At 71.4% G+C, this 26088-nt stretch carries 25 protein-coding genes and 1 riboswitch; of the genes, 12 read left to right on the forward strand and 13 right to left on the reverse strand.

Translation table 11 applies throughout. From position 1 onward, the window contains the following. Positions 1-300 precede the first annotated feature (300 nt). Positions 301-1959, forward strand: coding sequence for a diguanylate cyclase CdgB (gene cdgB / locus ACFYNL_RS26155; protein ID WP_388807424.1), 1659 nt, complete (start codon positions 301-303; stop codon positions 1957-1959). Between the two features lie 119 nt (positions 1960-2078). Then, on the forward strand, positions 2079-3050 hold the full coding sequence (locus ACFYNL_RS26160; RefSeq protein ID WP_388807425.1) for a CBM35 domain-containing protein: 972 nt from the start codon (positions 2079-2081) through the stop codon (positions 3048-3050). A gap of 100 nt (positions 3051-3150) precedes the next feature. On the opposite strand, the gene ACFYNL_RS26165 is transcribed toward ACFYNL_RS26160, so the two are convergent. From ACFYNL_RS26165 to ACFYNL_RS26175, 3 genes are all read right to left on the reverse strand, one after another. Next, positions 3151-4080, reverse strand: a complete 930-nt coding sequence (locus ACFYNL_RS26165) for a 1-phosphofructokinase family hexose kinase (RefSeq protein WP_388807426.1) — start codon at positions 4078-4080, stop codon at positions 3151-3153. Positions 4081-4222: 142 nt separating this feature from the next. Beyond that, a complete protein-coding gene (nagA, locus tag ACFYNL_RS26170) occupies positions 4223-5434 on the reverse strand; it encodes an N-acetylglucosamine-6-phosphate deacetylase (RefSeq protein ID WP_388807427.1) in 1212 nt (403 codons plus the stop codon). Then, positions 5434-6411, reverse strand: a complete 978-nt coding sequence (locus tag ACFYNL_RS26175) for an ROK family protein (protein ID WP_388807428.1) — start codon at positions 6409-6411, stop codon at positions 5434-5436. Before ACFYNL_RS26175 ends, nagA begins: the two co-directional genes overlap by 1 nt. Positions 6412-6509: 98 nt before the next feature. Here ACFYNL_RS26175 and ACFYNL_RS26180 point away from each other — a divergent pair, with 98 nt between their 5' ends. From ACFYNL_RS26180 to otsB, 3 genes are read left to right on the forward strand one after another with little or no spacing between them, the layout of a single operon-like run. After that, complete coding sequence (locus ACFYNL_RS26180; protein WP_388807959.1) at positions 6510-7802, forward strand: ABC transporter substrate-binding protein; 1293 nt, start codon at positions 6510-6512, stop codon at positions 7800-7802. Positions 7803-7849: 47 nt separating this feature from the next. Then, positions 7850-8107 (forward strand): DUF3263 domain-containing protein, encoded by a 258-nt coding sequence (locus tag ACFYNL_RS26185; RefSeq protein WP_388807429.1) that lies wholly within the window; start codon positions 7850-7852, stop codon positions 8105-8107. A 45-nt stretch (positions 8108-8152) separates the two neighbouring features. Continuing rightward, positions 8153-8998, forward strand: coding sequence for a trehalose-phosphatase (gene otsB / locus ACFYNL_RS26190; protein WP_388807430.1), 846 nt, complete (start codon positions 8153-8155; stop codon positions 8996-8998). Here the strand turns inward: otsB and ACFYNL_RS26195 are convergent. Continuing rightward, positions 8986-10419, reverse strand: coding sequence for a trehalose-6-phosphate synthase (locus ACFYNL_RS26195; RefSeq protein WP_388807431.1), 1434 nt, complete (start codon positions 10417-10419; stop codon positions 8986-8988). The two genes, otsB and ACFYNL_RS26195, sit on opposite strands and share 13 nt — an antisense overlap. An 84-nt stretch (positions 10420-10503) precedes the next feature. Continuing rightward, on the reverse strand, positions 10504-11448 hold the full coding sequence (locus ACFYNL_RS26200) for a glucosyl-3-phosphoglycerate synthase (RefSeq protein ID WP_388807432.1): 945 nt from the start codon (positions 11446-11448) through the stop codon (positions 10504-10506). A 131-nt stretch (positions 11449-11579) separates the two neighbouring features. Beyond that, positions 11580-11735, forward strand: a riboswitch (SAM riboswitch). Positions 11736-11753: 18 nt separating this feature from the next. Between ACFYNL_RS26200 and thrC the strand changes: the two genes are divergently transcribed. The 5 genes from thrC to ACFYNL_RS26225 all read left to right on the forward strand — a co-directional run bounded on the left by thrC (position 11754) and on the right by ACFYNL_RS26225 (position 17305). After that, positions 11754-13040, forward strand: coding sequence for a threonine synthase (gene thrC, locus ACFYNL_RS26205; protein ID WP_388807433.1), 1287 nt, complete (start codon positions 11754-11756; stop codon positions 13038-13040). Continuing rightward, positions 13037-13312, forward strand: a complete 276-nt coding sequence (locus ACFYNL_RS26210) for a MoaD/ThiS family protein (protein WP_388807434.1) — start codon at positions 13037-13039, stop codon at positions 13310-13312. Before thrC ends, ACFYNL_RS26210 begins: the two co-directional genes overlap by 4 nt. 452 nt (positions 13313-13764) lie before the next feature. Further along, on the forward strand, positions 13765-13971 hold the full coding sequence (locus ACFYNL_RS26215; protein WP_019057200.1) for a cold-shock protein: 207 nt from the start codon (positions 13765-13767) through the stop codon (positions 13969-13971). A 383-nt stretch (positions 13972-14354) separates the two neighbouring features. Then, positions 14355-15977, forward strand: coding sequence for a chaperonin GroEL (gene groL, locus ACFYNL_RS26220; protein WP_388807435.1), 1623 nt, complete (start codon positions 14355-14357; stop codon positions 15975-15977). 200 nt (positions 15978-16177) lie between these two features. Next, positions 16178-17305 (forward strand): NADH:flavin oxidoreductase, encoded by a 1128-nt coding sequence (locus tag ACFYNL_RS26225; protein WP_388807436.1) that lies wholly within the window; start codon positions 16178-16180, stop codon positions 17303-17305. 155 nt (positions 17306-17460) lie between these two features. Here the strand turns inward: ACFYNL_RS26225 and ACFYNL_RS26230 are convergent, their stop codons facing one another. Both ACFYNL_RS26230 and ACFYNL_RS26235 read right to left on the reverse strand, forming a co-directional pair. Next, complete coding sequence (locus tag ACFYNL_RS26230) at positions 17461-18036, reverse strand: hypothetical protein (protein WP_388807437.1); 576 nt, start codon at positions 18034-18036, stop codon at positions 17461-17463. Between the two features lie 41 nt (positions 18037-18077). Then, the gene (locus ACFYNL_RS26235) at positions 18078-18623 is read right to left on the reverse strand and encodes a DinB family protein (protein ID WP_388807438.1); all 546 of its coding nucleotides are present in this window, start codon (positions 18621-18623) and stop codon (positions 18078-18080) included. Between the two features lie 142 nt (positions 18624-18765). On the opposite strand from ACFYNL_RS26235, the gene ACFYNL_RS26240 reads away from it, so the two are divergent. Then, positions 18766-19590 carry a helix-turn-helix domain-containing protein gene (locus tag ACFYNL_RS26240; protein WP_388807439.1) on the forward strand — a complete coding sequence of 275 codons (825 nt, stop codon included), beginning with the start codon at positions 18766-18768 and terminating at the stop codon, positions 19588-19590. Between the two features lie 128 nt (positions 19591-19718). Continuing rightward, positions 19719-20723: a methyltransferase gene (locus ACFYNL_RS26245; RefSeq protein WP_388807961.1), complete on the forward strand. Its 1005-nt coding sequence runs from the start codon at positions 19719-19721 to the stop codon at positions 20721-20723. A 32-nt stretch (positions 20724-20755) separates the two neighbouring features. On the opposite strand, the gene ACFYNL_RS26250 is transcribed toward ACFYNL_RS26245, so the two are convergent. Genes ACFYNL_RS26250 through ACFYNL_RS26275 form a run of 6 tightly spaced genes read right to left on the reverse strand, consistent with a single transcriptional unit; the run spans position 20756 to position 26065 of the window. Further along, positions 20756-21598, reverse strand: coding sequence for an aldo/keto reductase (locus ACFYNL_RS26250; RefSeq protein ID WP_388807440.1), 843 nt, complete (start codon positions 21596-21598; stop codon positions 20756-20758). Between the two features lie 40 nt (positions 21599-21638). Continuing rightward, positions 21639-21872 (reverse strand): hypothetical protein, encoded by a 234-nt coding sequence (locus ACFYNL_RS26255; protein ID WP_388807441.1) that lies wholly within the window; start codon positions 21870-21872, stop codon positions 21639-21641. After that, positions 21853-22578, reverse strand: a complete 726-nt coding sequence (locus tag ACFYNL_RS26260) for a hypothetical protein (RefSeq protein WP_388807442.1) — start codon at positions 22576-22578, stop codon at positions 21853-21855. Before ACFYNL_RS26260 ends, ACFYNL_RS26255 begins: the two co-directional genes overlap by 20 nt. Further along, the gene (locus ACFYNL_RS26265) at positions 22563-24221 is read right to left on the reverse strand and encodes a hypothetical protein (RefSeq protein WP_388807443.1); all 1659 of its coding nucleotides are present in this window, start codon (positions 24219-24221) and stop codon (positions 22563-22565) included. Before ACFYNL_RS26265 ends, ACFYNL_RS26260 begins: the two co-directional genes overlap by 16 nt. 41 nt (positions 24222-24262) lie before the next feature. Continuing rightward, positions 24263-25135 carry an ATP-binding cassette domain-containing protein gene (locus ACFYNL_RS26270; protein WP_388807444.1) on the reverse strand — a complete coding sequence of 291 codons (873 nt, stop codon included), beginning with the start codon at positions 25133-25135 and terminating at the stop codon, positions 24263-24265. Next, positions 25136-26065: a zf-HC2 domain-containing protein gene (locus tag ACFYNL_RS26275; RefSeq protein ID WP_388807445.1), complete on the reverse strand. Its 930-nt coding sequence runs from the start codon at positions 26063-26065 to the stop codon at positions 25136-25138. Positions 26066-26088 lie beyond the last annotated feature (23 nt).

Raw genomic sequence — 26088 nt, forward strand, 5'->3', positions numbered from 1 at the left:
CGCCGCATCGGGCCTCCGTACGAGAACGGACCTAGGACTCCCGACCTACCTTGTTCCTGGGCGTTTCGCGGCACCTCCACAGGCATGCCGAGTTCGCGTTCGGCAAACGCGCAGGAGAAACGCAGAAACACCGCTCAATTGTTCACGTTTATCTGTGACTTGAGTCACAAGAGCCATTAATTGTTGACCCTGTGTACCGAGTGAGCAGCGCGCTGTGATTCAGTGGCGGGGAAGTCAGCAAGGAACGTTACGCCGAAGAGAACCCTTGATTCGCTGCGAGGTCTCGGGGGGAGGGCGAGCATGGAGACCGAGTCGGAGCCGTATGTCCGTCTTGCGACCCTGCGAAAACTGCACCAGGTCATGGCTGACATGAACACGGCCCGAAGCCTGGCGGACACACTCCAGACCGTCGCCGACGGCGTCGTCACCGGCCTCGGCTTCGAGCTCGCGTGCGTCAACCTCGTGCGCCCCGACGGCGATCTCGTCGTCGCCGCCTTCGCCGGCAACCCCGCCGCCGAGGCCCTCATCACCGGCCGGGTCGGCTCGCGCGAGTCGTGGGAGCGCCGGCTGGGCATGGGCGAGCAGTGGGGCGACCTGGTCTTCATACCGCACACCGAGGGCTGGGTCCTCGACGACGACGACGTACCGCAGTGGTACACCGACGGGCCCGCCCCCCGCTTCGAGGACGAGTGGCACCCGGCGGACCGGCTCTTCGCGCCGATGTACACGCCCGGTGTGCAGGGCGGCGCGTGCGGTGAGCTGATCGGCGTCCTGTCCGTGGACCGGCCGCGCAACGGCCGGCTGCCGGGCGCGTGGGGGCGCGAGGCGCTCCAGATGTACGCGTTCCAGGCGGCGATCGCCATCAGCAACGCACGTCTACGCGCGAATATGCAGCGGGCGCTGGTGAGGTTGGAGCGCGAGCAGCAGGCCCTGCGCGCGAGCGAGGAAAGCTTCAGGCAGGCTTTCGAGTACGCCCCTTCCGGCATGGCCATCGCCGAGATGGGCGGCGACCAGCACGGCCGGATCCTCAGGACCAACGACGCGCTCTGCCGCCTCCTGGGCCGCCCCGCCTCCGCGATGCGCCGCTACTCCTTCTCCGACCTCGTCCACCCCGAGGACATCGGCACCCTCCTGCGGACCTCGGCGGAGGGCGGACGAGCGGAACTCCGCCTCGGGCGCCGTGACGGCACGTACGTCTGGGTGTCCCTGCGCAACAGCGTCGTCGCCGACGCCGCCGACGGACCGCGCTTCCTGCTCACCCACGTCGAGGACATCGAGGAGCGCAAGCGCCGCGAGCTCCAGCTCGCCCACCGCGCCTCGCACGACTCGCTGACCGGACTGCCGAACTCCGCCGAGCTGCGCGCCCGCCTCTCGGCCCGCCTGTGCCAGCGGCCCGCCCACGCCGGCTCCCTGGAGTCCACGGACGCGGCCTACGGCCACCCGGCCGTCTTCGACGCCAACGGCCACGGCTTCGACTTCCGGCCGAGCCCGGCGGCGTACGACGCCTTCGACCACCACGTCCACACGGTCGCCCCCGTCGAGGGCGAGCGCGACGACGGGGCCAAGGGGCTCGCGGTGCTCTTCTGCGACCTCGACGGCTTCAAGTCGATCAACGACCGGTTCGGGCACAACGCGGGTGACGCGGTTCTCATCGAGGTGGCCCGGCGGCTGTCCCGCGGGGTGCGCGACGGCGACACCGTCGCCCGGCTCGGCGGCGACGAGTTCGTGATCCTCGCGGACGGGCTCGGCCGGGCCGACGCCCAGGACCTCGCCGTACGTCTGCGCAACGAGATCATCCAGCCGATCCGGGCCGAGGGGCGGGCCGTCCGGGTGGGCGCCAGCTTCGGTATCGGGTGGGCACACTGCGGCATGACCGCGGACGAAGTGTTGAAGTCCGCTGACGAGCGGATGTACGTAGAGAAACGATCTCGTCCCAAACAACACCGCCGCGCCGGGTAACTCCAGGTCAGCTGGCCGATGCGATTCGAGTCACCCGTTTGGGCCAGTGAGAGCGGGTAGGCTCGCCCTTCTGAACTCACGTATCGCATCCGCCCGCACCTGGTGAGGAGTACCAAGGGATGACGTCCGGCAACAACGGCGCGACCACGCCCGAGGACGACGACCCGTTCGGCTACCTCTACGCCGACGGGCAGGCCAACGGAGCCCAGCCGCCGTCGGGTGGCGGGGGCTACGGCTACCCGGGCTCGGTCAACCGGGTGCGGGCGGTCGGCCAGCGCCAGTACGGCCAGCCCGCGCAGACCGCGCAGTACGGTCAGACGATCCCGCAGCAACAGCCGCAGGGCGCGCCCGGCCAGCCGAACGCCCACTACGCGGCACCGGAGACGCTCCCCGGCGGGGCGACGACGGCTTCGCCGCAACCGGCGTACGGCGGCGGGTCCGGGAACGGCCGCGGCTCGGGCCCCAACACCAAGGGCCTGCTGATCGGCGCGATCGCGGTCGTCGCGGCCGTCGTCATCGGCATCAGCGTGGCCATGCTGGGCCCGGGCGGCGACAAGGACGAGGCGGGCGGCGACGCCACGGCCACGCCGACGCAGTCGCAGCCGCAGAAGAGCACCGCGCCGAGCCCGTCGAACAGCAACAGTCAGGCGGCCAAGGAGGACCTGCCGACGATCGACGTGAAGGCGCTCGCTCTCGACGGCGGCGCCACCACCGCGTCCGACGTCAAGGGCGCCAAGGCTGACGGCGGCGTCTACGTCAGCGGCTTCAACCAGGTCGGTGCCTCGGTCACCTGGACCGTGGACAGCATCCCGAAGTCCGGCAAGTACACCGTCTACGTCGGCTACAGCGTTCCCGGCAAGGACCAGAACGCCACCCTCACGGTCAACGGCACAGCCGCCGGCAGGCCGGTCGACATGAAGAACTGGACGGGCGCCGGCGAGGGCGACTATCAGAAGGGCTGGACGGAGACCTACAACTACGTCCAGCTCAACAAGGGCACGAACACGATCAAGGTCTCCTGCGAGCAGGGCAACCAGTGCGACGCCCTCCTCGACCAGATGTGGATCGTCAAGGGCTGGGTCGACGAGTAGGGGTCGTCGTTCGGATCACGGCCGGGATCGCGTCGGCGCAGCGCAGTCGCTTCTCTCAGCCGACCTCAGCCGACCTCAGCCGAACGGCAGGCCGTAGCGGTCAGGCGGCACTCGCCTCACTCGTCACCGCCACCCGCCCCAGCAGCTCCTCGTAGACCTCCCGGTCGAACTCCCCCGCCACCGGCGCCGTCACGCTCGCCGCGCTCAGCGCCGCCGCGCGGGCCAACCGGTCCGGCCACGGCAGCTGTTCCACCAGCCCCGACAGCAACCCCGCCACCGCCGCGTCGCCCGCGCCCGTCGGGTTGCCGTGGAGGCGGGTCGGGGGAGTCGCGCGCCAGTGGCCCTCGGGGGTCACCGCGAGCAGGCCGGCTTCGCCCAGCGAGGCGACCACGGAGCGGGCGCCGCGCCTGCGCGCGTCCTGCGTGGCCCGCGACGGCTCGTGGGAGCCGGTCAGTTCGGCCAGTTCGTCGGCGTTTGGCTTGATGACGTCCGGGCGGGCGGCGACGCCCCGGCGCAGTGCCTCGCCGCTGGTGTCCAGCAGGACGGGCACCCCGGCGGCCTTCGCGGACCGCACCAGATGGGCGTACGCCCCCACCGGCACGCCCGGCGGCAGGCTGCCGCACAGGGCCACCGCGGAGGCCGACGCCAGCAGGTCCTCGTACGCCTGCTGAAAGGCGGACCACTCGGTCGGCGTGATCGTCGGGCCGGGTTCGTTGAGCTGGGTGGTGTCGCCGGTGTGGTCGTCGACCACGGCGATCGTGCGCCGGGTGGCGTCCGCCACCGGGACCAGCGCGTCCGTCACGCCCGGCGTCCCGGTGAGCCGCTCCCGGACGACGCGGCCCGTCGCGCCGCCCGCGAAACCGGTGACCGTCACCTCGTGGCCGAGGGCCGCGAGGACACGGGCCACGTTCAGGCCCTTGCCGCCCGGGCGTTCGGTCACCTCGGAGACCCGGTGGGCGGCGTGCGGGCGCAGCGCCGGGACTCGGTAGGTGATGTCGAGAGCGGTGTTCAGCGTGACCGTGAGGATCACCTGGGCCGACCTCCCCCGAAGAAGTTCGCGATGTGTTCGCCGTCTGTCCGCCGGACGCTCCGGCCGGAGGCTTGATCATGCCAAACGGGCGGCGGACGTCCCAGTCTCCCAGGACAACCGCCGCCCCCAACAGCAGGACACATCACCCCAGTTGGGGCTCAACCACCCATTCGCCCCGGCGCATCACGCCCACGAGGTCGAAGCCCGAGTCCAGCACGACCAGGTCGGCGTCCTTGCCCGGCTCCAGCGAGCCGATGCGGTCGTAGCGGCCGAGCAGCTTGGCGGGGTTGGCGGACAGGGCGGCCACCGCGTCCTCGATCGGCAGCCGGTCGATCGTCACCGCCCGCTTGAGGGCACGGTCGAGGGTGAGGGTCGAGCCCGCGATCGAGCCGCCCTCGACGAGGCGTGCCACACCGTCCGTCACATCGACCTCCAGCGGGCCGAGCATGTAGCGGCCGTCACCGAAGCCGGCCGCGTCCATCGCGTCCGTGATGAAGGCGACCCGGTCGGCGCCCGCGTGGTGGAACGCCAACTGCAGGGCCGCCGGGTGCAGGTGCGTGCCGTCGTTGATCAGCTCGACGGTCACCCGCTCGTCCTCCAGCAGCGCCGCGACCGGGCCGGGCTCGCGGTGACCGAGCGGCGGCATGGCGTTGAACAGGTGGGTGGCGACCGTGGCGCCCGCGTCGACGGCCCGCACCGTCTGCTCGTACGTGGCGTCCGTGTGCCCGACCGCCGCGATCACGCCGTGGTCGGCCAGCAGGCGTACGGAGTCGAGGCCGCCCGGCAGTTCGGTGGCGAGGGTGACCATCGCCGCGTGACCGCGCGCGGCGTCGATCAGCTTGCGGACCTCCGCCGGGTCCGGGTCGCGCAGCAGTTCCTCGGAGTGGGCGCCCTTGCGGCACGGGGAGATGAAGGGGCCCTCGAAGTGGATGCCGGCGATGTCGCCCTGCTCGGCGAGTTCGGACAGCAGACCGGCCCGCCGGGCCAGGAAGCCCATGTCGCCGGTCACCGTGGAGGCCACCAGGGTGGTGGTGCCGTGCAGACGGTGGGTGTGGATGCCCTTGAGCACGTCGTCGGCGGTGCCGGAGGTGAAGGAGGCTCCGCCGCCGCCGTGGTTGTGGAGGTCGACGAAGCCCGGGACCAGCCAGTGGCCGGTCAGGTCGATGCGGTGGGCGTTCTGCGGTGCCGTCCCGGCGATGCGGGTGCCGTCGACGACCACGTGGCCCTTGGCGAGGGTTCCCGTCGGCATGACCACGTCGGCGCCGGACAGGACCAGGGGCGCCTTGCCGTGCGCGGGCCGCGGCTGGTGGGTGGTTTCTCGCGCAGTTCCCCGCGCCCCTAGGGCGTTGGCCATCAGGGGGTTACCTCCGTACGGTCGATGTGGTCGAGGAGATCCCAGGCCAGGAGTCCGGCACCGAGGCAGCCGGCCGAGTCCCCGAGCGCCGCGGGGACGATCTCCGGCAGCTTCTGGAAGGTCACCCGCCGCCGGACGGCCTCCCGCAGCGGTGTGAACAAGGTTTCCCCGGCCTCGGCGAGGCCGCCACCGATGATCAGGACGCGGGGGTCCAGCAGGGTGAGCGCGGTGACCAGGCCGTCGGCGAGTGCGTCCACGGCCCGCTGCCAGACCCGTACGGCGTTCGGGTCGCCGGACGCCACGGCCTTGGCGCAGTCGGCGGCGTCCGCCTCCGGGTCCCCGCAGGCGGCGGCCCACGCCTCGCTCACCGCCGCCGCGGACGCGAACCGCTCCAGGCAGCCGCGCTGCCCGCACGGGCAGGGGTCCCCGCCGGGCCGTACGACGATGTGGCCGATCTCGCCCGCGAAACCGTGCGCGCCCGCCTCCACGCGCCCCTCGATGCCGATGGCGCCGGCGATCCCGGTGCCGAGCGGGACGAAGAGGAAGCGGTCGGCGCCCCGGCCCGCGCCGATGCGGCCCTCGGCGAGGCCGCCGGTGCGCACGTCGTGGCCGAGGGCGACGGGGACGCCGCCGAGCCGTTCGGTCAGCAGCCTGCGCAGGGGTACGTCCCGCCAGCCCAGGTTGGCCGCGTAGGTGGCGACGCCCCGCTCGGCGTCGACGATGCCGGGGACGGCGACGCCGACGGCGGCCGGGGGTTCGCCGAAGCGCTGTTCGCCGTACGCGCGCAGCTCGGCGGCGAAGCCGAGGATGCCCTCGACGACCGCGTCCGGCCCGCGCTCGCGCCCGGTGGGGCGACGGGCCCGGTGGAGCAGGGGTGCCGTGCCGGGCGCGCCGTCGGCAGGCGTGCTGCCGCTCGCCCCTACCAGGGCGGCCTTCATCCCGGTGCCGCCCACGTCGAGGGCGATGACATGTCTCACGGGGACAGTGTGTCTTGCGTACCCGCGAGAGGTCTAGTCCACTTACGTGGTGTAGACCTTAGGGGGCAATTTGTATGACGTTTCGAAAGTATTCGAACATGGGTGTGGGGCGGTTTTGCGTGCAGCGGCGTAGGCGTACCGGAACGATCGCGGCGGTGTCCGCGCTGGGCCTGACGGCGGTCCTGGGCGGCTGCGGGCTGACCGGCGGTCCGGGCGAGGTCACGCTGAAGCTGGTCGCGGCGGACTACGGCGACAGCGCGGTGAACAGTTCCCAGAAATACTGGGACAAGCTGGTCGAGGAGTACGAGAAGCAGCACCCCGACGTGACGGTCGACGTCACGGTGTACTCCTGGAACGACGTCGACGCCAAGGTCAAGGGGATGGTGGCCGCCGGGGAGGCGCCGGACCTGGCGCAGATCGGCGCGTACGCCGACTACGCCGCCAAGGACCTCCTCTACCCGGCCGACGACCTGCTCTCCATCCCCGTCCAGGGCGACCTCGTCTCCCAGCTCGCGGACGCGGGCCAGGTGAACGGGGTGCAGTACGGCATTCCGTTCGCCTCCTCCACGCGCCTGCTCTTCTACAACAAGACCCTCTTCGAGGAGGCCGGCATCACCCCGCCGACGACCTGGAAGGAGCTGGCAGCCGACGCCCAGGCGCTCAAGGCGAAGGGCGTGAAGTACCCGTACGCGCTGCCGCTCGGGCCCGAGGAGGCCCAGGCGGAGACGATGCAGTGGCTGCTCAGCGGTGGGGGCGGCTACACCGACCCCGAGACCGGCACCTACAGCCTCGACTCGGCGGAGAACGTCGCCACCTTCAACTGGCTGAAGAACAACCTGGTCGGCAAGGGCCTCACCGGGCCGGTCGCGCCCGGAGAGCTCAACCGGGCCGACGCGTTCTCCGCCTTCGCGGCCGGTGACGTCGGCATGCTCAACGGACATCCCTCGCTGATGCAGATGGCGGCGAAGAAGGGCGTGAAGTTCGGCATGGTGCCGATGCCCGGCCTGGAAGGACCGACCAAGGTCTCCATGGGCGTGGCCGACTGGATGATGGCCTTCAAACAGAACGGGCACGCCGAACAGGCGGGCGAGTTCCTCGACTTCGTCTACGACGAGCGGAACGTGCTGGACTTCTCGCGGCGCTACGACCTCCTTCCCGTCACGACCTCCGCGTCCGCGCGGATGACGGCGGCGAAGCAGGACGCCGACCTCAAGCCCTTCCTGGAGCAGCTGCCGCTGTCCGAGCTGTACCCGGTCGGCCACACGTCCTGGGCCTCCGTCAGCGCGGAGATCAAGCAGCACATGGGCAGGACGGTGGCCGCCGGTGGCAGCCCGTCGACGATCCTGGGCCAGCTGCAGTCGACGGCCGCGCGGGTGGAGAACGCGGAGTAGGCGGCGGCCCGGGCCGACTGTCAGCGGCCGGGGTTACGGTGCTGGGCATGGACCAGCACCAGGACGGGAGCAGGACGCAGGGCGGCCTCGCCGAGCGCGAACAGGCCGTCCTCGCCCTGGAACGGCGAAGTTTTCCGGGGCCCGGCGCGAAGGAGCGGGCCATACGGGAGGAACTGGGCCTGGCCCCCGTGCGCTACTACCAGCTTCTGAACGCCCTCCTGGACGACCCACGCGCCCTGGCGCACGACCCGGTCACGGTGAACCGGCTGCGGCGGGTCCGGGAGGCGCGGCGGGCGGAGCGCTGAGGGCGGCCACGCGTACACCGGGCCCAGCCTGGATAGGGTCGCCGTATGGGCAGTCACAAGGAATCTCTGCCGGTACCCGTGACCCCGCGGGGGCGTGACGGGCTGGACGCCATCCTCGCGAGGCCCGCAGGCACGCTGGTGGCGCTGGACTTCGACGGGACGCTCGCGGCGATCGTGGCGGACCCGGAGCGGGCTCGCGCCCACCCCGACGCCGTGCCCGCGCTCGTCGCGCTCGCGCCGAAGGTGGCCGCCGTGGCGGTGATCACCGGCCGTCCGGCCGAGGTGGCCGTGCGGTACGGCGGCTTCGCGGGCGTCGCGGGGCTGGAGCACCTCGTCGTACTCGGGCACTACGGAGCCGAACGCTGGGACGCCGTCAGCGGTGAGGTCACCGCCCCCGACCCGCACCCCGGCGTCGCGGCCGTCCGCGACGAACTGCCGCGGGTCCTGGAGCGCACCGGCGCGGGCACCGGCACGTGGATCGAGGACAAGGGGCACGCAGTCGCCGTGCACACCCGCCGCGCGGCCGACCCGCAGGGCACCTTCGAGGCCCTGCGTGAACCCCTCCACGACCTCGCCGCCCGAAGCGGCCTCGTCGTCGAGCCGGGGCGGATGGTCCTCGAACTGCGCCCGCCCGGCATGGACAAAGGCAGGGCACTGAGCGAGTACGTCCGCGAACTGGGCGCCGGGTCCGTCCTGTACGCCGGGGACGACCTCGGGGACCTTCCCGCGTACGCCGCCGTCGACGAACTCCGCTCCGACGGCGTCCCGGGCCTGCTGGTGTGCAGCGGCAGCGAGGAGGTCACCGAGCTCTCCAAGCGGGCGGACCTCGTGGTCGACGGCCCGGAGGGCGTCGTACGGCTGCTGCGGCAGATCGCCGATCAGGCGGACTGACCGGCGTCGCCCTCCTCCAGCGCGTGCAGCTGGTCCAGGAACCACTGGGCCGGGGGGAGGGCGGTCGCCGACGCGGCCAGCCGCTTGGAGCGCTCCGCCCGCTCCTCCGGTCCCATGGACAGCGCCTCGTGCAGGGCCCGCGCCGTGCCGACGACGTCGTACGGGTTCACGGCGATCGCGTCCTCGCCCAGCTCCTCGAAGGCACCGGCCTCCCGCGACAGCACCAGCGCGCATCCCTCGTCGGAGACGACCGGCACCTCCTTCGCGACCAGGTTCATGCCGTCCCGGATGGGGTTGACCAGCGCCACGTCCGCCAGCCGGTACGCCGCCAGCGAGCGCGCGAAGTCGTCCTCGACATGCAGCACCACCGGCGTCCAACCCGGTGTTCCGTACCGGGAGTTGATCTCCTCGGCGAGCCGCTGCACCTCGGCCGTGTAGTCCCGGTACACCGCCAGGTCCTGCCGCGAGGGGTAGGCGAAGGCCACGTGCGTCACCCGCTCGCGCCACTCGGGGTGGTCGTCGAGCAGCTGCCGGTACGCCAGCAGGCCCCGAGCGATGTTCTTGGACAGCTCGGTCCGGTCGACCCGCACGATCGTCCGGCGGGCGCTCCCGTCGGGTGCCGCACCGATCTCGCCCTTCAGCGCCGTCATCCGCTCGACGACGTCGGCCTCACGGGAACGTGCCCTCAGGAAGTCCGCGTCCGCCCCCAGCCCGTGCACCCCGACCCGGGTGCCGCCGAGCCCTCCGGCGAACCGGTCGCAGCACGCCTCGAACGCGTCCGCCCACCGCCGGGTGAGGAAGCCCAGCCGGTCCGCGCCGAGCATGCCGCGCAGCACCTGCCCGGCCACGTCGTCCGGCAGCATCCGGAAGTACTCCGGCGGTGCCCAGGGCGTGTGCGAGAAGTGGCCGATCCTGAGGTCCGGGCGCAGCTCGCGGAGCATGCCCGGCACCAGGGTCAGGTGGTAGTCCTGCACGACCACCGCGGCACCCGGCGCCGCCTCCTCGGCCAGCGCCTCGGCGAACGCCCGGTTGTAGGTCTCGTACGACGCCCACCGGCGCCGGAACTCCGCGTCGAAGACCGGTTCCAGAGGCGTCTGGTAGAGCATGTGGTGCACGAACCACAGCACCGAGTTCGCGATGCCGTTGTACGCGTCGGAGTGCACCTCGGCAGGGATGTCGAGCATCCGCACGCCGCCCCGGCCCGCCCCCGCGACTCCGCGCCGGACCGCCTCCCGGTCGCCGTCGGAGAGCGCGGAGCACACCCACAGCGCGTCCGCGTCCGAGCCGATCGCGGACAGCCCCGAGACCAGCCCGCCGCCGCCGCGCTTGGCGTTCAGCGAACCGTCCGCGGCCACCGTGTACGAAACCGGGCCGCGGTTCGACGCGACCAGCACTTTTGCAGCACCCTGCGTGGAAGCCATACGCCTCAACCTAGCCCGGCACGGAAACGCTCAAACGTGCGGTTCCACTCAGTGGCGGGCCTGTATACGGCCCGTGTGCGACACCTACGCGACCCGCCGCGCCGCGTACTCGGCGATCTCCACCATGGGCGGCCGCTCCTCGGTGTCCACGGAGTACGTGCGCGGCTCGAACCCGTCCTCACCGCGCTCGAACTGGGTCAGGCAGGGACGTACGAGATGCCCGCGGGCCAGCCGCAGCTGGGCCGTGCGGTAGATCGCCGCGGACATGCGGCCCAGGGCCTGTCCGTCCTGGTGGCGGTGCTTGCGCACACCCACGTCCACCTGGGCCAGGGCGTCCAGGCCCACCAGGTGCAGGGCGTCGACCAGCATGCCCAGCTCCACGCCGTACCCGACCGGGAACGGCAGCTGCTCCAGCAGCGAGCGGCGGGCCGCGTACTCGCCGCCCAGCGGCTGCACGAAACCGGCCAGCTGCGGCCAGTGCATGTTCAGCAGCGGGCGTGCCATCAGCTCGGTGACCCGGCCGCCCTGTCCGGCCGCGGCGCCCAGGGGGCGGTCGTACATCGCCTTGACCAGGTCGACGCCCGGCTCGGTGAGCAGCGGGCCCACGATGCCGGAGACGAAGTCCGAGGAGAACTCCTTCAGGTCGGCGTCGATGAAGCAGATGACATCCCCACGGGTGACGAGCAGGGAGCGCCACAGGACCTCGCCCTTGCCGGGCACGGCCGGCAGGCGCGGCAGGATCTCGTCCCGGTGCACCACGGTCGCGCCGGCCGCCGCGGCCACCTCGGAGGTGCGGTCGGTGGACCCGGAGTCGACGACGACGATCTCGTCGACCAGCGGAATCTGCCGTATCAGGTCGTGTCGGATGATCGCGACGATGTCGCCGACGGTCTCCTCCTCGTTGAGCGCCGGCAGCACGACGGAGACCGACTGGCCCGAACGCTGCTTGGCGGCCAGTACGTGGTGCAGCGGGCGGTCGGACACGGACCAGGAGCGGGTGCTCAGCCAGCGCTCGACTTCTTCCAGCACGGTCGGCTGCTCCTCACTGTTGTCTCGCGGTTCGGACGACTATCTCAACTGTCCTGGCCGTCGGTTACAGTCTTGGACAACGCGGATGACCATCGCATGTCCAGGGTCGGCCGCGGTTCACAACCGCATACAGCTCATCCAGAGGGGCAGAGGGAAACGGCCCGATGAAGCCCCGGCAACCCTCCAGTCGGTACTCGTAGGTCACTGGCGACCACTTCGCGAGGCTCCCGGCTTGGGAAGGTGCCAAATCCGTCTCACGGCGAAGTGCGTCGTGAGGAAGATGAGGAGAAAGGGCCTCGCCTCACATGGCTGTGCAGACTGTTGCAAGCACCACGGAATCCACCGTAGACCTCGGTCCCGCCGCGGCGCTGTCCTGCCGCGAGTGCGGTCACCGGGTACCCCTCGGACCGGTCTTCGCGTGCGAGGAGTGTTTCGGCCCGCTGGAGATCGCGTACGACTTCTCGGCCTACGAAACCGAGGAGCTCCGCAGGCGGATCGAGGCGGGACCCGCGAACATCTGGCGCTACGCGCCCCTGCTGCCCGTCCCGGCGGACGTGGCGACCAAGCCGAACATCAACCCCGGCTGGACCCAGCTCGTCCAGGCCGACAATCTCGCGGCCGAACTCGGTGTCGAGGCCGGCAAGCTGTTCGTCAAGGACGACTCCGGCAACCCGACGCACTCCTTCAAGGACCGTGTCGTCGCCCAGGCCCTGGAGGCGGCCCGCGCCTTCGGCTTCACCACGCTCTCCTGCTCCTCCACCGGCAACCTGGCCGGTGCCGTCGGCGCCGCCGCCGCGCGCGCCGGCTTCCGCTCGTGCGTGTTCATCCCGCACGACCTGGAGCAGGGCAAGGTCGTCATGGCCGCCGTCTACGGCGGTGACCTCGTCGGCATCGAGGGCAACTACGACGACGTGAACCGGTTCTGCTCCGAGCTGATCGGCGACCCGGCCGGTGAGGGCTGGGGCTTCGTCAACGTCAACCTGCGGCCGTACTACGCCGAGGGCTCCAAGACCCTGGCGTACGAGATCTGCGAGCAGCTCGGCTGGCGGCTGCCCGACCAGATCGTGGTGCCGATCGCGTCCGGCTCGCAGCTCACGAAGATCGACAAGGGTCTTCAGGAGCTGATCAAGCTCGGGCTGGTCGAGGACCGGCCGTACAAGATCTTCGGGGCGCAGGCGGAGGGCTGCTCGCCGGTGTCGGCCGCCTTCAAGGCCGGCCACGACGTGGTCCGCCCCCAGAAGCCGAACACCATCGCCAAGTCCCTCGCGATCGGCAACCCGGCCGACGGTCCGTACGTCCTCGACATCGCGCGCCGCACGGGCGGTGCGGTGGAGGACGTGACCGACGAGCAGGTCGTCGACGCGATCAAGGTGCTCGCCCGGACCGAGGGCATCTTCGCGGAGACCGCTGGCGGGGTGACGGTGGGCGTCACGAAGAAGCTGATCGACAACGGTCTGCTCGACCCCGCCAAGACCACCGTCGTCCTCAACACCGGCGACGGCCTGAAGACCCTCGACGCGGTGGCCGGTACCGGCCTCACCGCCACCATCCGCCCGAACCTGGACTCCTTCCGAGAGGCTGGCCTCGCATGAGCGTGACCGTCCGCATCCCCACCATCCTGCGCACCTACACCGGCGGTCGGGCCGAGGTCTTTGCCGAGGGCACGAACCTCGGCGAGGTCATCGCCGACCTGGAGAAGAACCACACCGGGATCGCCGCTCGTGTTCTCGACGACCAGGGCAAGCTGCGCCGGTTCGTCAACGTGTACGTCAACGACGACGACGTGCGCTTCGAGCAGGGGCTGGAGACGGCCACCCCGGACGGAGCGGGCGTTTCCATCATCCCGGCCGTCGCCGGCGGCTGAACACGGCTGACCGAATGACCGATCATTACCTTCGGTAACCCCAATTACCGAGAGTTCATCGAATTGCCCCCACCGTGAGAGAAGCGGAGGGGGCAATTCTGTGTGGTTGAGCGAGGTACAGTTGGGGAACGCGCTGCCGATCCCTGAGTCGACAGCCCTGGATTTCTGCCGCATGCCCGACAAGAAGTAGCCAAACTGTGTGGGTTTTATGCGGCTTTTGTCATGTTTGCCGGGCCCGACTTGACCTGAAGTCAGAGGAATTGTCCCCACATTCCCGACCGGCCGTGCCCGGATTTCTCGTCCGATTGACCTGTTGCAGACGGCAGTTGGGCAGATACATTCAGCCGCGGTCGACGCGTTCCGGCGCACGCCCCCGACCGATGGGGGGTGAGGTCTGACCCGGATCCGCGAAGTGTGGATCTGTGCAAGGGCCAGTAATAGGGGAGTTAGGCATGGCTCAGGGCACCGTCAAGTGGTTCAACGCGGAGAAGGGGTACGGCTTCATCGCGGTCGACGGTGGTGCGGATGTTTTCGTCCACTACAGCGCGATCCAGATGGACGGGTACCGCACCCTGGAGGAAGGTCAGCGGGTCGATTTCGAGATCTCGCAGGGCCAGAAGGGGCCGCAGGCGGACATGGTCCGTCTGGCGACCAGCTGAAGCACGCGTCGACACTGCAGCGACGTTCTTCGAAGGGTCCGCACCTCCCGGGGTGCGGGCCCTTCGCCATGCCCGGGGTCCCTCGAAGCCCGTGTGCGCCGGGGCGTGCGCCCCGCCCGAACACCGAGAGCCGCTTGCACCCGTCCGTCACCCGACCGCCGCCCCTCAATGAGCGCCCGCTTCGCGAGCGCGCCTTGCACTCTCCTGGGTCGAGTGCTAATCATTGGCGTTAGCACTCTGAAGGTGAGAGTGACAACGAAGGACCGGGTCGGTGAGGCCCGCAAGCCGGGTGGGGCAAGGAACCACGAGGCAGGCAGGCCGTCCGTCGCGGGCGCGGGCGCGGTCCGAAGGAATCACCCCCAGTCCTGGAGGGACCACTTCACATGGCCAAGATCATCGCGTTCGACGAGGAGGCGCGGCGCGGCCTCGAGCGCGGCATGAACCAGCTCGCGGACGCCGTGAAGGTGACGCTCGGCCCCAAGGGTCGCAACGTCGTCCTCGAGAAGAAGTGGGGCGCCCCCACGATCACCAACGATGGTGTGTCCATCGCCAAGGAGATCGAGCTCGAGGACCCGTACGAGAAGATCGGCGCCGAGCTGGTCAAGGAAGTCGCCAAGAAGACGGACGACGTCGCCGGTGACGGTACGACCACCGCGACCGTTCTCGCCCAGGCCCTGGTCAAGGAAGGCCTGCGCAACGTAGCCGCCGGCGCCAACCCGATGGCCCTCAAGCGCGGTATCGAGAAGGCCGTCGAGGCCGTCTCCGCCGCCCTGCTGGAGCAGGCCAAGGATGTCGAGACCAAGGAGCAGATCGCCTCCACGGCCTCCATCTCCGCCGCCGACACCCAGATCGGCGAGCTCATCGCCGAGGCCATGGACAAGGTCGGCAAGGAAGGCGTCATCACCGTCGAGGAGTCCCAGACCTTCGGTCTGGAGCTGGAGCTCACCGAGGGTATGCGCTTCGACAAGGGCTACATCTCGGCGTACTTCGCCACCGACATGGAGCGTATGGAGGCCGTCCTCGACGACCCGTACATCCTGATCGCCAACTCCAAGATCTCCTCGGTCAAGGACCTGCTTCCGCTGCTTGAGAAGGTCATGCAGTCGGGTAAGCCGCTGCTGATCATCGCCGAGGACGTCGAGGGCGAGGCCCTGTCGACCCTGGTCGTCAACAAGATCCGCGGCACCTTCAAGTCCGTCGCCGTCAAGGCCCCGGGCTTCGGCGACCGCCGCAAGGCCATGCTCGGCGACATCGCCATCCTCACGGGCGGCGAGGTCATCTCCGAGGAGGTCGGCCTCAAGCTGGAGAACGCCACGCTCGACCTGCTGGGCAAGGCCCGCAAGGTCGTCATCACCAAGGACGAGACCACCATCGTCGACGGTGCCGGCTCCTCCGAGCAGGTCAACGGCCGGGTGAACCAGATCCGCGCCGAGATCGAGAACAGCGACTCGGACTACGACCGCGAGAAGCTGCAGGAGCGCCTGGCGAAGCTCGCCGGCGGCGTCGCGGTCATCAAGGCCGGTGCCGCCACCGAGGTGGAGCTCAAGGAGCGCAAGCACCGCATCGAGGACGCCGTGCGCAACGCCAAGGCGGCCGTCGAGGAGGGCATCGTCGCCGGTGGTGGCGTGGCCCTGCTGCAGGCCTCCCAGGTCTTCGAGAAGCTGGAGCTGGAGGGTGACGAGGCGACCGGCGCCAACGCCGTGAAGCTCGCGCTGGAGGCCCCGCTGAAGCAGATCGCCGTCAACGGTGGTCTTGAGGGCGGCGTCGTCGTGGAGAAGGTCCGCAACCTCGCCGTCGGTCACGGCCTGAACGCCGCGACCGGTGAGTACGTCGACATGATCGCCGAGGGCATCATCGACCCGGCGAAGGTGACCCGTTCCGCGCTGCAGAACGCCGCCTCCATCGCCGCGCTGTTCCTCACCACCGAGGCCGTCATCGCCGACAAGCCGGAGAAGGCCGCCGCGCCCGCCGGTGGCGGCATGCCGGGCGGTGACATGGACTTCTGATCCCTCGCGGATCGGGCTCGTCCTACCGAGGGCGGCACTCCCTGGAGACAGGGGGTGCCGCCCTCGGGCGTGTCCGGGGTCACGGCCGGAGGGGGTGGGACGGGGAATGCGGCGCCCGTACGATCAGTTGCTTAAGAGGCTGCAACAATGCAGGCGCACATACCTACCGGTTTGCAGACCCCACCCCCGAGGAGACCCGCGTGACCGTCACCGAGACCCCCGCCTCCCGTGCGGCCCAGATCCTGTCCCGGCCCGCCGTGATCAACGGTCTGACCGTGCCGAACCGCATCGCGATGGCCCCGATGACGCGCATGTTCTCGCCGGGCGGCGTTCCCGGCGAGGACGTGGTGTCGTACTACGCCCGCCGCGCCGCCGCCGGCGTCGGTCTGATCGTGACCGAGGGGACGTACGTCGGTCACGACTCGGCAGGGCAGAGCGACCGCGTCCCGCGGTTCCACGGTGAGGAGCAGCTCGCGGGCTGGGCGAAGGTCGCCGAGGCGGTGCACGCGGCGGGCGGCACGATCGTCCCGCAGCTGTGGCACATCGGCATGGTCCGCAAGCAGGGCCAGCCGCCTTTCGCGGACGCCCCCGCCGTCGGCCCCTCCGGTCTGCGCATCGGCGCGACCGAGCCCACGGGCAAGGTGATGACCCGGAGCGATCTGGACGACGTCATCGGCGCCTTCGCGCAGGCCGCCGCGGACGCCGAGCGCATCGGCTTCGACGGTGTCGAGCTCCACGGCGCCCACGGCTACCTGCTCGACCAGTTCCTGTGGGCGGGCACCAACCGCCGCACGGACCCGTACGGCGGCGACCCGGTGGCCCGTACGAAGTTCGCGGCGGAGATCGTGGCCGCCGTGCGGGAGAAGGTCTCCGCCTCCTTCCCCGTCATCTTCCGCTATTCGCAGTGGAAGCAGGAGGCCTACGACGCCCGTCTCGCCGAGACCCCCGAGGAACTGGAGGCCATCCTCACCCCGCTGGCCGCGGCCGGTGTCGACGCCTTCCACGCCTCCACCCGCCGCTACTGGATCCCGGAGTTCGACGGCTCCGACCTCAACCTGGCCGGCTGGACGAAGAAGCTGACCGGCAGGCCCGTCATCACGGTCGGCTCGGTCGGCCTGGACGGTGACTTCATCCAGGCCTTCGTGGGCGAGGGATCCGCGGTCAAGGGCATCGACGACCTCCTGGACCGCCTGGAGCGCGAGGAGTTCGACCTGGTGGCCGTCGGCCGTGCCCTGCTCCAGGACCCCGAGTGGGCGGCGAAGGTCCTCGGCGACCGCCTCGACGAGCTGAAGCCGTACGACGCGGCGGCGCTCAAGACGCTGAGCTGATCCCGGACACCCCGCGGTCGTCTGGGAGACGAGGGGTTCGTCGTCAGGGGGAGCCGGTCGTCCCGGGGCCGACGGGGGAGCCGGTCGCCCCCGGGCCGACGGCCGGGTCCGAGGCGCCGGCGGGCGCGGCGGCGAGGCCCTGGCCGGAAGGCCGCCTACAGGTTGCCCATCGGCTCGATGTCGACCCGCATCGGGGTGCCCCACACACGCAGCACCTCGTAGTCCGTGAACTCGTGCACGAGCCGGTACGCCATCGCGGGACGCGGTCCCCGGCGCTGGGCGGCGAGATAGAGCTCGGCCTCCCGGCGGTCCCGGCGCGGGGTGCCGCACAGCTGCCACTCCTGCCCGTTCCACAGCTCCGGCAGCCAGCGCTGCTGGGGCTGGGGGCGGTCACCCCGGACGCCGTAGCGGGAGGGGACGGGGTGCTCGGACGTGCGGGGTGCGGCGGGGGCGGGGCCGTTGAACTCGGAGCGGCGGGCGGCTCGGCGCCGGGTCTCGCACAGCAGGCACAGGTCGGGGGCGGCGGGGTCGACAGGGCCGGTGGGGTGCTCCGGGCAGCGTGTGCTGGGGGCGGCGCCGGCGACGCTCTCGTCGAGCAGGTCGAGGGCGCGGCGCAGGTCCGCCTTCACCTCGTGCAGCCTGGCGTCCGGGGTGGTGGCGGTGAGGGCCTCGCCGTGCTCGCCGAGGAGGCGGAGGGCGCGGCCCAGGGCGGTCAGCTGGGCGTGGTTCATGGGTGCCAGTCTGTGCCAGTCCCCGGGCCGTCCGCCAATGGTCAGCCCATGCTCTTCGCGCCGTCCAGGGACTCCCGGATGATGTCGGCGTGTCCGGCGTGCTGGGCCGTCTCGGCGATGATGTGCAGCAGCACCCTGCGGGCCGTCCAGCGGATACCGGGCTCGTACCAGGGGGCCTTGGGCAGAGGGTGGGAGACGTCGAGGTCGGGCAGGGTGGCCACCAACTCGTCGGTACGGCGCGCCACCTTGTCGTACGCGGCCAGCACGCCTGCCAGCGTCTCGCCGGGCAGCATCCGGAACTCGTCGGCCCGCCGGGCCCAGTCCTCCTCGGTCATGGCGTCGAAGTCGGCCTTCGGCGACGGGCCGTGCTCGATGAAGTCCACCCAGTTCTGTTCCACCACCGTGACGTGCTTGATGAGACCGCCCACGCACAGCTCGCTGACCGTGGTCCGCTGCCCGGCCTGCTCGTCGGTGAGATCACGGGCGGTCAGGCGCAGGAACTCGCGGTGCTTGGCCAGGGACTCCAGCAGATCGGCGCGCTCACCGGTGGCGGTGGCGGTGGCGGTGGCGGGGGTGGTCTCGCTCATGGCGTCGGCCTCCAAGGACGTGTCTTCCAGCGGTCGTGGACCACGTTAGGAGCCATTGAGGTCAGATCCTGTCCTCTTTGCGCTCGGTCCGCCCGGAACTTTCGTCCAAGACAGGGCCGCCGGAGTCGGGGACGCTGGTGGCATGCGCAGCCAGGAACCGGGGTCCGCCCCCGTACATCGCGGCACCGACCACGGCTGGGAGGTCGCCCTCCCCGCCGGCACGTCCCTCGACGGCGTCCGGATGGCCGGATTTCGCGACCGCGCGGCCGCCGGGCTGGACATGCGGGTGCTGCCCCAGCCCGTCGTGGTCGTCGTCATCGGGCTCGGGGAGGGGCTGGTCACCGTCGAGGGCCCCGACGGGTCCCGGTCTCCGCGGAGCTTCGTCGCCTCGTTGTCGCCCGGCCCCGCCCGCGTCCGCGGTGAGGGGATCGAGTGCGTCGAGGTGTGCCTGTCGCCCGGGGCCGCGTATGCGTTGCTGGGCGTCCCGCCACGCGAGCTCGACGGGTCGGTGACCGGCCTGGAGGACCTGTGGGGGCGGCACGAGCGACGTCTTCGGGAGCGGATGACCGACGCCGGGACGTGGTCGGAACGCCTCGCGCTCATGGACGACTTCCTCGCCCGGCGGGCCGCCCGTGCCCCGGCGATGGCGCCCGAGGTCGCCGCCGCCTGGGACACCATCGTGGCCCGCCGGGGACGGGTGCGGGTCGACGACCTCGCCGCGTCGTCCGGGTGGAGCCGCAAGCGGCTGTGGTCCCGGTTCAGCGCGCAGATCGGCCTCACCCCCAAGCGGGCCGCCATGCTGGTCCGCTTCGACCACGCCGCCAGGGCGCTGTGCGCGGGCGCGAGCATCAGCGAAACCGCCCTGACCTGCGGCTACGCCGATCAGTCCCACCTTCACCGCGATGTGCTCGCCCTCGCCGGATGCACGCCGGGCGCCCTGGCCGGAACGGTCACGTCCGCCGACTAGCCGCGCCCCGCTCCACCGCGCCCCGCTCCACTACACCGTTCTCCACCACACCGTTCTCCACCACACCGACTCACTGAAGGGACACCTCTGTGCCCGACACCGACACCGACGTCCGAGCAACGGCCGGCATGGCCGACCGCGACCTGATCGTCCGTCTCGCCTTCGGGAGCATGGCCGCGCAGACCCTGCGTGCGGCCGTCCGCTTGAAGGTCCCGGAGCTGGTCGGCGACAAGCCGCGCCCGGCCGCCGAGGTGGCCGTCGCCGCCGGAGCCGAGGTCCAGCCCATGACCCGCCTGCTGCGCGCCCTGACCGGCCTCGGCCTGCTGCGGGAACACGCCCCGGACACCTTCTCGGTGACCCCGGCGGGCAGCCTCCTCGACCCGGCCCACCCGGAGTCCCTGACCTCGTTCGTGCGGATGTTCACCGAGCCCGCGATCATCCGCGCCTGGGAGCACCTGGACGGCAGCGTCCGCACCGGCGACATCGCCTTCGACACGGTCTTCGGTACGGACTTCTTCAGCCACCTCTCCCAACACCCGGAACTGTCGGCCGAGTTCAACGCCGCGATGAGCCAGGCCGTCGCGGAGACCGCCGCGGTGCTGCCGTACGCCTTCGACTTCGGCCGGTACACCTCGGTCACGGATGTCGGCGGCGGCGACGGCACCCTCCTGGCCGCCGTCCTCGCCGCCCACCCCGGCCTCACCGGCGTCGTCCTCGACACGACGGACGGTCTCGCCCAGGCGCCGCGGACCCTTGAGCGGCACGGGCTTCAGCAGCGGTGCTCCCTGGTCGCCGGGGACTTCTTCCGCGCCGTCCCGGCCGGTTCGCAGCTCTACCTGATGAAGAGCATCCTGCACGACTGGTCCGACGACCAGGCGGTGACGATCCTGCGCCACTGCCGCGAGGTGCTGCCGCCGGGAGGGCGGGTGCTGATCGTGGAGCCCGTACTGCCGGAAACCGTCGAGGACGACGAGGCCACCTACCTGAGCGACCTCAACATGCTGGTCAACGTGGGCGGCCGGGAGCGCACCCGCGCGGACTTCGAGGACGTGTGCGGGCGCGCGGGGCTGACCGTGACGTCGGTGACACCGCTGGCGGACGCGGCGCCGTTCTGGCTCATCGAGGCCGCCTGAGATCTGGGGCCGAAGGCCGGGAGCCTGCCGGGTCAGACGGACCCGGCGGCGCGGTCGAGGCGGTCGTACTGCTCGCGGGTGAGGTGAACGGCGTCCGCGCCGAGGTTCTCCTCCAGGTGCGTGATGCTCGTGGTGCCCGGGATGGGGAGGATCACCGGCGAGCGGGCCAGCAGCCAGGCCAGGACGACCTGTGTCGCGGTGGCGCCGACCTCCTTCGCCACCGCGGCGATCTCCGACCGCGTCCCCGTCGTCCCGGCCGCGACGGGCCGCCAGGGCAGGAAGGCGATTCCGGCCGCCTCACAGGCCCTCAGTACGGGTTCGTGCTCGCGGTCGAGCAGGTTGTAGCGGTTCTGGACGCTCGCGATGTCCACGATGCCGCGTGCCTCGGCCAGTTCGGCGTCCGTCACCTCGGACAGGCCGATGTGGCCCACCTTGCCCTCGTCGCGCAGGTCACGCAGGGCGCCGAGCTGGTCGGCGAGCGGGACGCCCGGGTCGAGGCGGTGGAGCTGGAGCAGTTCGATGCGGTCGAGGCGGAGGCGGCGCAGGGCCTCGTCGACCTGGGCGCGCAGGTCACCGGGCTCGCCCGCGTGCCGCCATCCCTCGCCGGAGGCGGTACGCCGGATGCCCACCTTCGTGGCGATCACGAGCCCTTGCGGGTAAGGGTGCAGGGCTTCGGCGAGGAGATCCTCGTTGGCACCCCAGCCGTACATGTGCGCCGTGTCCACCAGCGTGACGCCGAGGCCGACCGCGCGCCGTACGACCGCGAGACAGTCCGCGCGCGCCTCGGCCGTCTCGGGACGCAGGTGCATGGCCCCGTATCCCAGTCGCCGTACTTCCAGTTCGCCGCCTATGGGGAAGGTCGTCGGTTCCGTCATGGGGGCACGCTAACAAGGGAGTTGGGAGATCCGGCGGTTCTCATTCCCCTCGCCGGCGGCTGCGGCGCAGGATGAGGACCGAGGCGGCGAGCGTCGCGAGGGTGACCGCGTAGACGATCAGAGCCGGACCGTCCGTGAGGCCGGTGGTGTTCGTGGTGCTGTGGCCCGAGGCGTCGGTCGTGGTCTGTGAACCCGAGACGGTCACCAGACCGACCAGGAGGACGAGCAGAGGCGCGGCGCACGCGAGCAGGGCGTTACGGACGGATCGCTTCATGAGGGTCTCCAGAGAGGGACGAGTCCGGGGCGTCGTGGCCGGCGGAATGACGGTGCTGCCCGGTGGGACGCTGCTCTCGCAGCAGTACGGCGGTGATTGCGGCCGTGACGACCAGAGCCGAGGCCCACACCCAACGGGACGCATCCCAGGAAGCGCTGTGAGGCACGGCGAACAGCCGCTCGCGTCCGGGGCTCAGGACGAGCACGAGGGGCAGCAGGACGCTGCCCGGCGCGGCGAGGGTGCTGCCGCGCTCCCCGCCGCTGAGGCGGAGGCCGAGCACGGCCAGCAGGATCGTCGCCGCCCCCAGGGCGAGCGCCTCCAGGCACAGTTCGGCCAGGGGCAGCGCGACCCGGTCGTCCGGGTTCATCGCGGCCTTGAGCAGGAGACCGCACGCCGTCCAGATCACGGCGAGCGGTACGCAGAGCAGCGCGAGCCGCAGCGACCGGCGTACCGCCTGCGGGAACGGGAGTGCCGCTGTGGTGGTGGCCGCTGGATCGTCCAGGGCGAACGCGGCGGGGACGACGCACAGCACCGCCGAGATGCGCAGCAGGAGGGCCGCGTCGCTCGGCTGGAGGCCGGTCGACAGGACCAGGGGCAGTGCGCAGATCGCCAGGGCCGGACCGGCGCCCAGGGCCAGCGGCATCCGAGGTACGACACGGAGCAGGTGGGGCACCACAGCGGTGTGCAGGGTCAGCGCGTCTCGCACGGCGTGCCCTCCGATCCCCGCTCGGCGTCCTCGGGAGCGGGCACCCCCAGCAGCCGCGCCGCCTGCGCGGTGCTCGTACGGTCGTCGGACAGGGCGGTCCAGGAGTCCTTCAGACGGCGGCCGACGTCGGTCGCATCACGGTCGAGCAGGTCGAGGACGACCTGGACCTCGGGGTCATTGACGGACAGCGCCTGGGAGGAGCCCAGGGTCGCGAGGGAGATGCCGCCGTAGCTGCGCCGGGCCAGGGAGCGGAGCGCTTCGTCCGTCTGCGGGGTCGCCTGCGCCGCGAGCCACAGCACGGTCACGGCGCGGGCACGGCACAGCATGCCCGCGGCCGGTTCGCCTTCCCGGTCGGCGCCGGGGACGGCCCGGTCGGCGAACCTCACCGCGAAGCCGAGCATGTCGGTGCCGCCGATGTCGTCCGTATCCCACTCGGTCCCGACGGTGACGGCGCCTGGTGTGCGGTGCCGGGCGTCGTCCCGTGCCCATGCCTGAAGTGGCGGTGCGTCGGTGACCCCGTCCCGGTCACCACCGAAGAAGAGCCGCTGGCGCACCGGGTAGGGCCCGCTCCGCTCGTCTGCAGGGACCTTGCCGAGGATGCCGTCCGTGACCTGTTCCCAGTCCTCGGTCCGGTTCATGAACTCGGGGAACGCGCAGAACGTGACCCGGTCGGCGACCCGGCAGCGCTGGTGGTCCCCGGGGTGTTTCTCGGCGTCCGCCCGACGTGCCACAAGGTCGTCGGGGAGCGGCCGGTACTGGACGGCACCGGTCGCGACGGCCGCGACGGCCAGGACGGCGAGCGCTGCCCGAGTGGGCAGTGCGCGTGCTCCGGACCGGACCAGGGCGAGCAGGACCAGTACGCCGGTCACGGCTGCCAGGTAGGCGAGATGTGCCAGGGCGGGCCGGTGCATCAGGTCGGTGGGCAGGGGGGCGGCGAACTCGCTCTCCACGCCGACCGGACCCACCCACTTCATACCGCGCACGTCCAGCGCACTGCCCAGTACGAGAGCGCCGAGGAGCAGCGCGGCGAAGGGGCCTGCGGCGGCCGACGGGGTGAACCGGGCCAGAGTCACTCCGGCACAGCCGGCCAGGAGGACGACGACGGGTCCGGTGGCCAGTTCGACCGGCGAGGGACTGCCCACGGCGGTGGGGGCCGAGGCGTCGTAGGCGATGCGGGCCCCCGTCAGCACGGCTGCCACCGCGGCGGGTGGGAGAGCGGCGACGAGGTGGGCCAGCGTCTGCCTCCACAAGGGCAGGGTGAGGACCCCGCAAAGCGGCTGCGCCCCGTGCCGGTGCATACGGGTGGTCGCCAGATGCGTCGCGATGAGCGTGCCTGCCGCCAGCAGGAGCAGCGGCATTTGGGTGTGCCGGTCCTCGTCCTGGAGCACCGGGTACCGGCCGGTCTGCCCGTCGCTCCACGCCTCGTACGCCCACAGCAGGAGGTAGAGGAACACGGTGGCCAGGAACGACGGGTGTCGCAGCACGCGCGCGCACTCGAACCGCGCCAGCGCCCACTGGGCTCGCGCCGCGTCGCCGGGCGGTGCGGGAACGCGGTGCGCAGGGCTCGGCTCCGGGGCCGGCAGCGTCGTGAGGTCGCCTCCCGTGCCGTGCTCGCGGGGCTCTCCTGTGTCGGGCCCGCTCATACGGTGCTCACTCGTACCGTGCTCACTCGTGCCGTGCCTGCTCATGCCGTACCCGCCGCAGTCCGCTCGCCGTCGAGGAGAAGGAGGTAGCCGTCCTCGATGGTCGGTTCGACCAGCGTCGCGTCGGCCGGCGGGACACCGATGTTGCGGAAGGTGCCGACGCCGGTGCGCCAGGCCGCGAGGGCGCCGGGTGCGCGCTCGCCACTGCTCCAGACCCGTCCCTGTGCCAGCAGGGCCAGGTCGGTCGGGGTGCCCTGGAACTTCACTGTGCCGTGGTCGAGGACGACGACCTTGTGGCAGAGGGCTGCCACGTCCTCCGTCTGGTGCGTGGAGAGCAACACGGTCCTGCCCTCGCCGAGTTCGGCGATCAGCTCACGGAAACGCAGACGCTGTTCGGGGTCGAGCCCCACGGTCGGCTCGTCCAGGATGAGCAGCTCCGGGTCGCCGACGATGGCGGCGGCCAGGCCGACACGTTGGCGCATGCCGCCCGACAGCTTACGGATGCGCTTGCCCCGGTCGGCCGTCAGACCGACCTCGTCCAGGACCCGCCGGGCCTCGGTGCGCCGTGCCTCCCGGTTGCTGATCTCCTTGAGGATGCCCACGTAGTCGATGAAGTCGAACGCGGTGAAGTGGGCGGGTAGCCCGGGGTTCTGCGGGAGGTAACCGAGCCGCCGTCGCAGGGCCTGCCGGCCCGTGGTCGTCAGAGGGTCGAGGCCCAGTACCGACAGCGTGCCCGCGTCCGGGGTGCTCGCCGTGGCCAGGGTGCGCAGCAACGTGGTCTTGCCCGCGCCGTTGGGCCCCAGCAGGCCGGTCACCCCCCGCTCCAGGGAGAGGGAGACGCCTTTGAGTGCCGTGTGGCGCCCGTAGCGCACGCTGACATCGTCCAACGTGACGTGTTGTGTTGCGGATTGCATCTACGCGAGTCCCCTCGTCCCCGTGGTCGGGCCCCCGTGGGCGGCCCTGCGGCCTTGCTTGTCGAACCTGTCGAATCCGTCGCGCAGCACGACGAGTGCGCCTGTGGCCAGCAGGGCGACGGCGGCCATGGCCAGCTGCGTCCCCGGCTGGAGCATGCGTGTCGCCGCGGGCAGGCCCGAGTCGTAGGTGGCCGTGAGCCAGACGGCCCAGGCCGTGAGTGTGGAGGTGATGGCCGGCAGGGCGTCCATACGACTCGACAGCGCGAGACAGACCGCCGTGAGCATGAGGGAGGGCACGAGCCAGCCGAGCATGTACGGGAACGGCAGGGGCAGGCCGGCGGCGCCCGCGGTGCTCAGCAGCAGACTCAGCACTTGTACGGCGGCCGAACGCAGCAGGACGACGCGGAATCCGCCCAGCGGCGAGACCGCCAGCCATACGTACGCCGGGTCGAAACGCTGGCCGGTGACCGCGACCACGCCGACGGCCGACAGGGCCGGTACGAGGGCGAAGAACAGCAGCGGCGCCGAGGCGGACTCGCTCCAGCGAGCGGCCGCCACGGTCAGCATCACCAGCAGGGCGGCCCCGCCCCACCAGGACCAGCGCAGCGCGGGCATCGCCGCGCACAGCCGGGCGGCGTCCTCGGGGACGCCGAGGCGCAGGGCGCACCGTTCCAGCAGACTTCGCGTCGGCTCGTCGGTGGCACGGTCGACCCGTTCCCACAAGGAGTTGAGCTCCGCCTCGTCCATCATGAGCGGGGAGAGCCGCTCCCGGCAGGTGGGGCACAGGTCGAGGTGCGCCTCGACCGGCGTCCTGGCCGCCCTGGGGAGCGGTCGGGTCGCGTACGCCTGAAGCACCGTCGGGCTGAGGTGCGCCGATGCGCTCTCGGGGGCGGGATCCGGGCCCCTGTCGGACGGTCGTGCCACACTCATCGGCTTCTCCTCCTGCCCCTGTC

This window comes from Streptomyces sp. NPDC007808, from assembly GCF_042868655.1.
Lineage (GTDB): Bacteria > Actinomycetota > Actinomycetes > Streptomycetales > Streptomycetaceae > Streptomyces.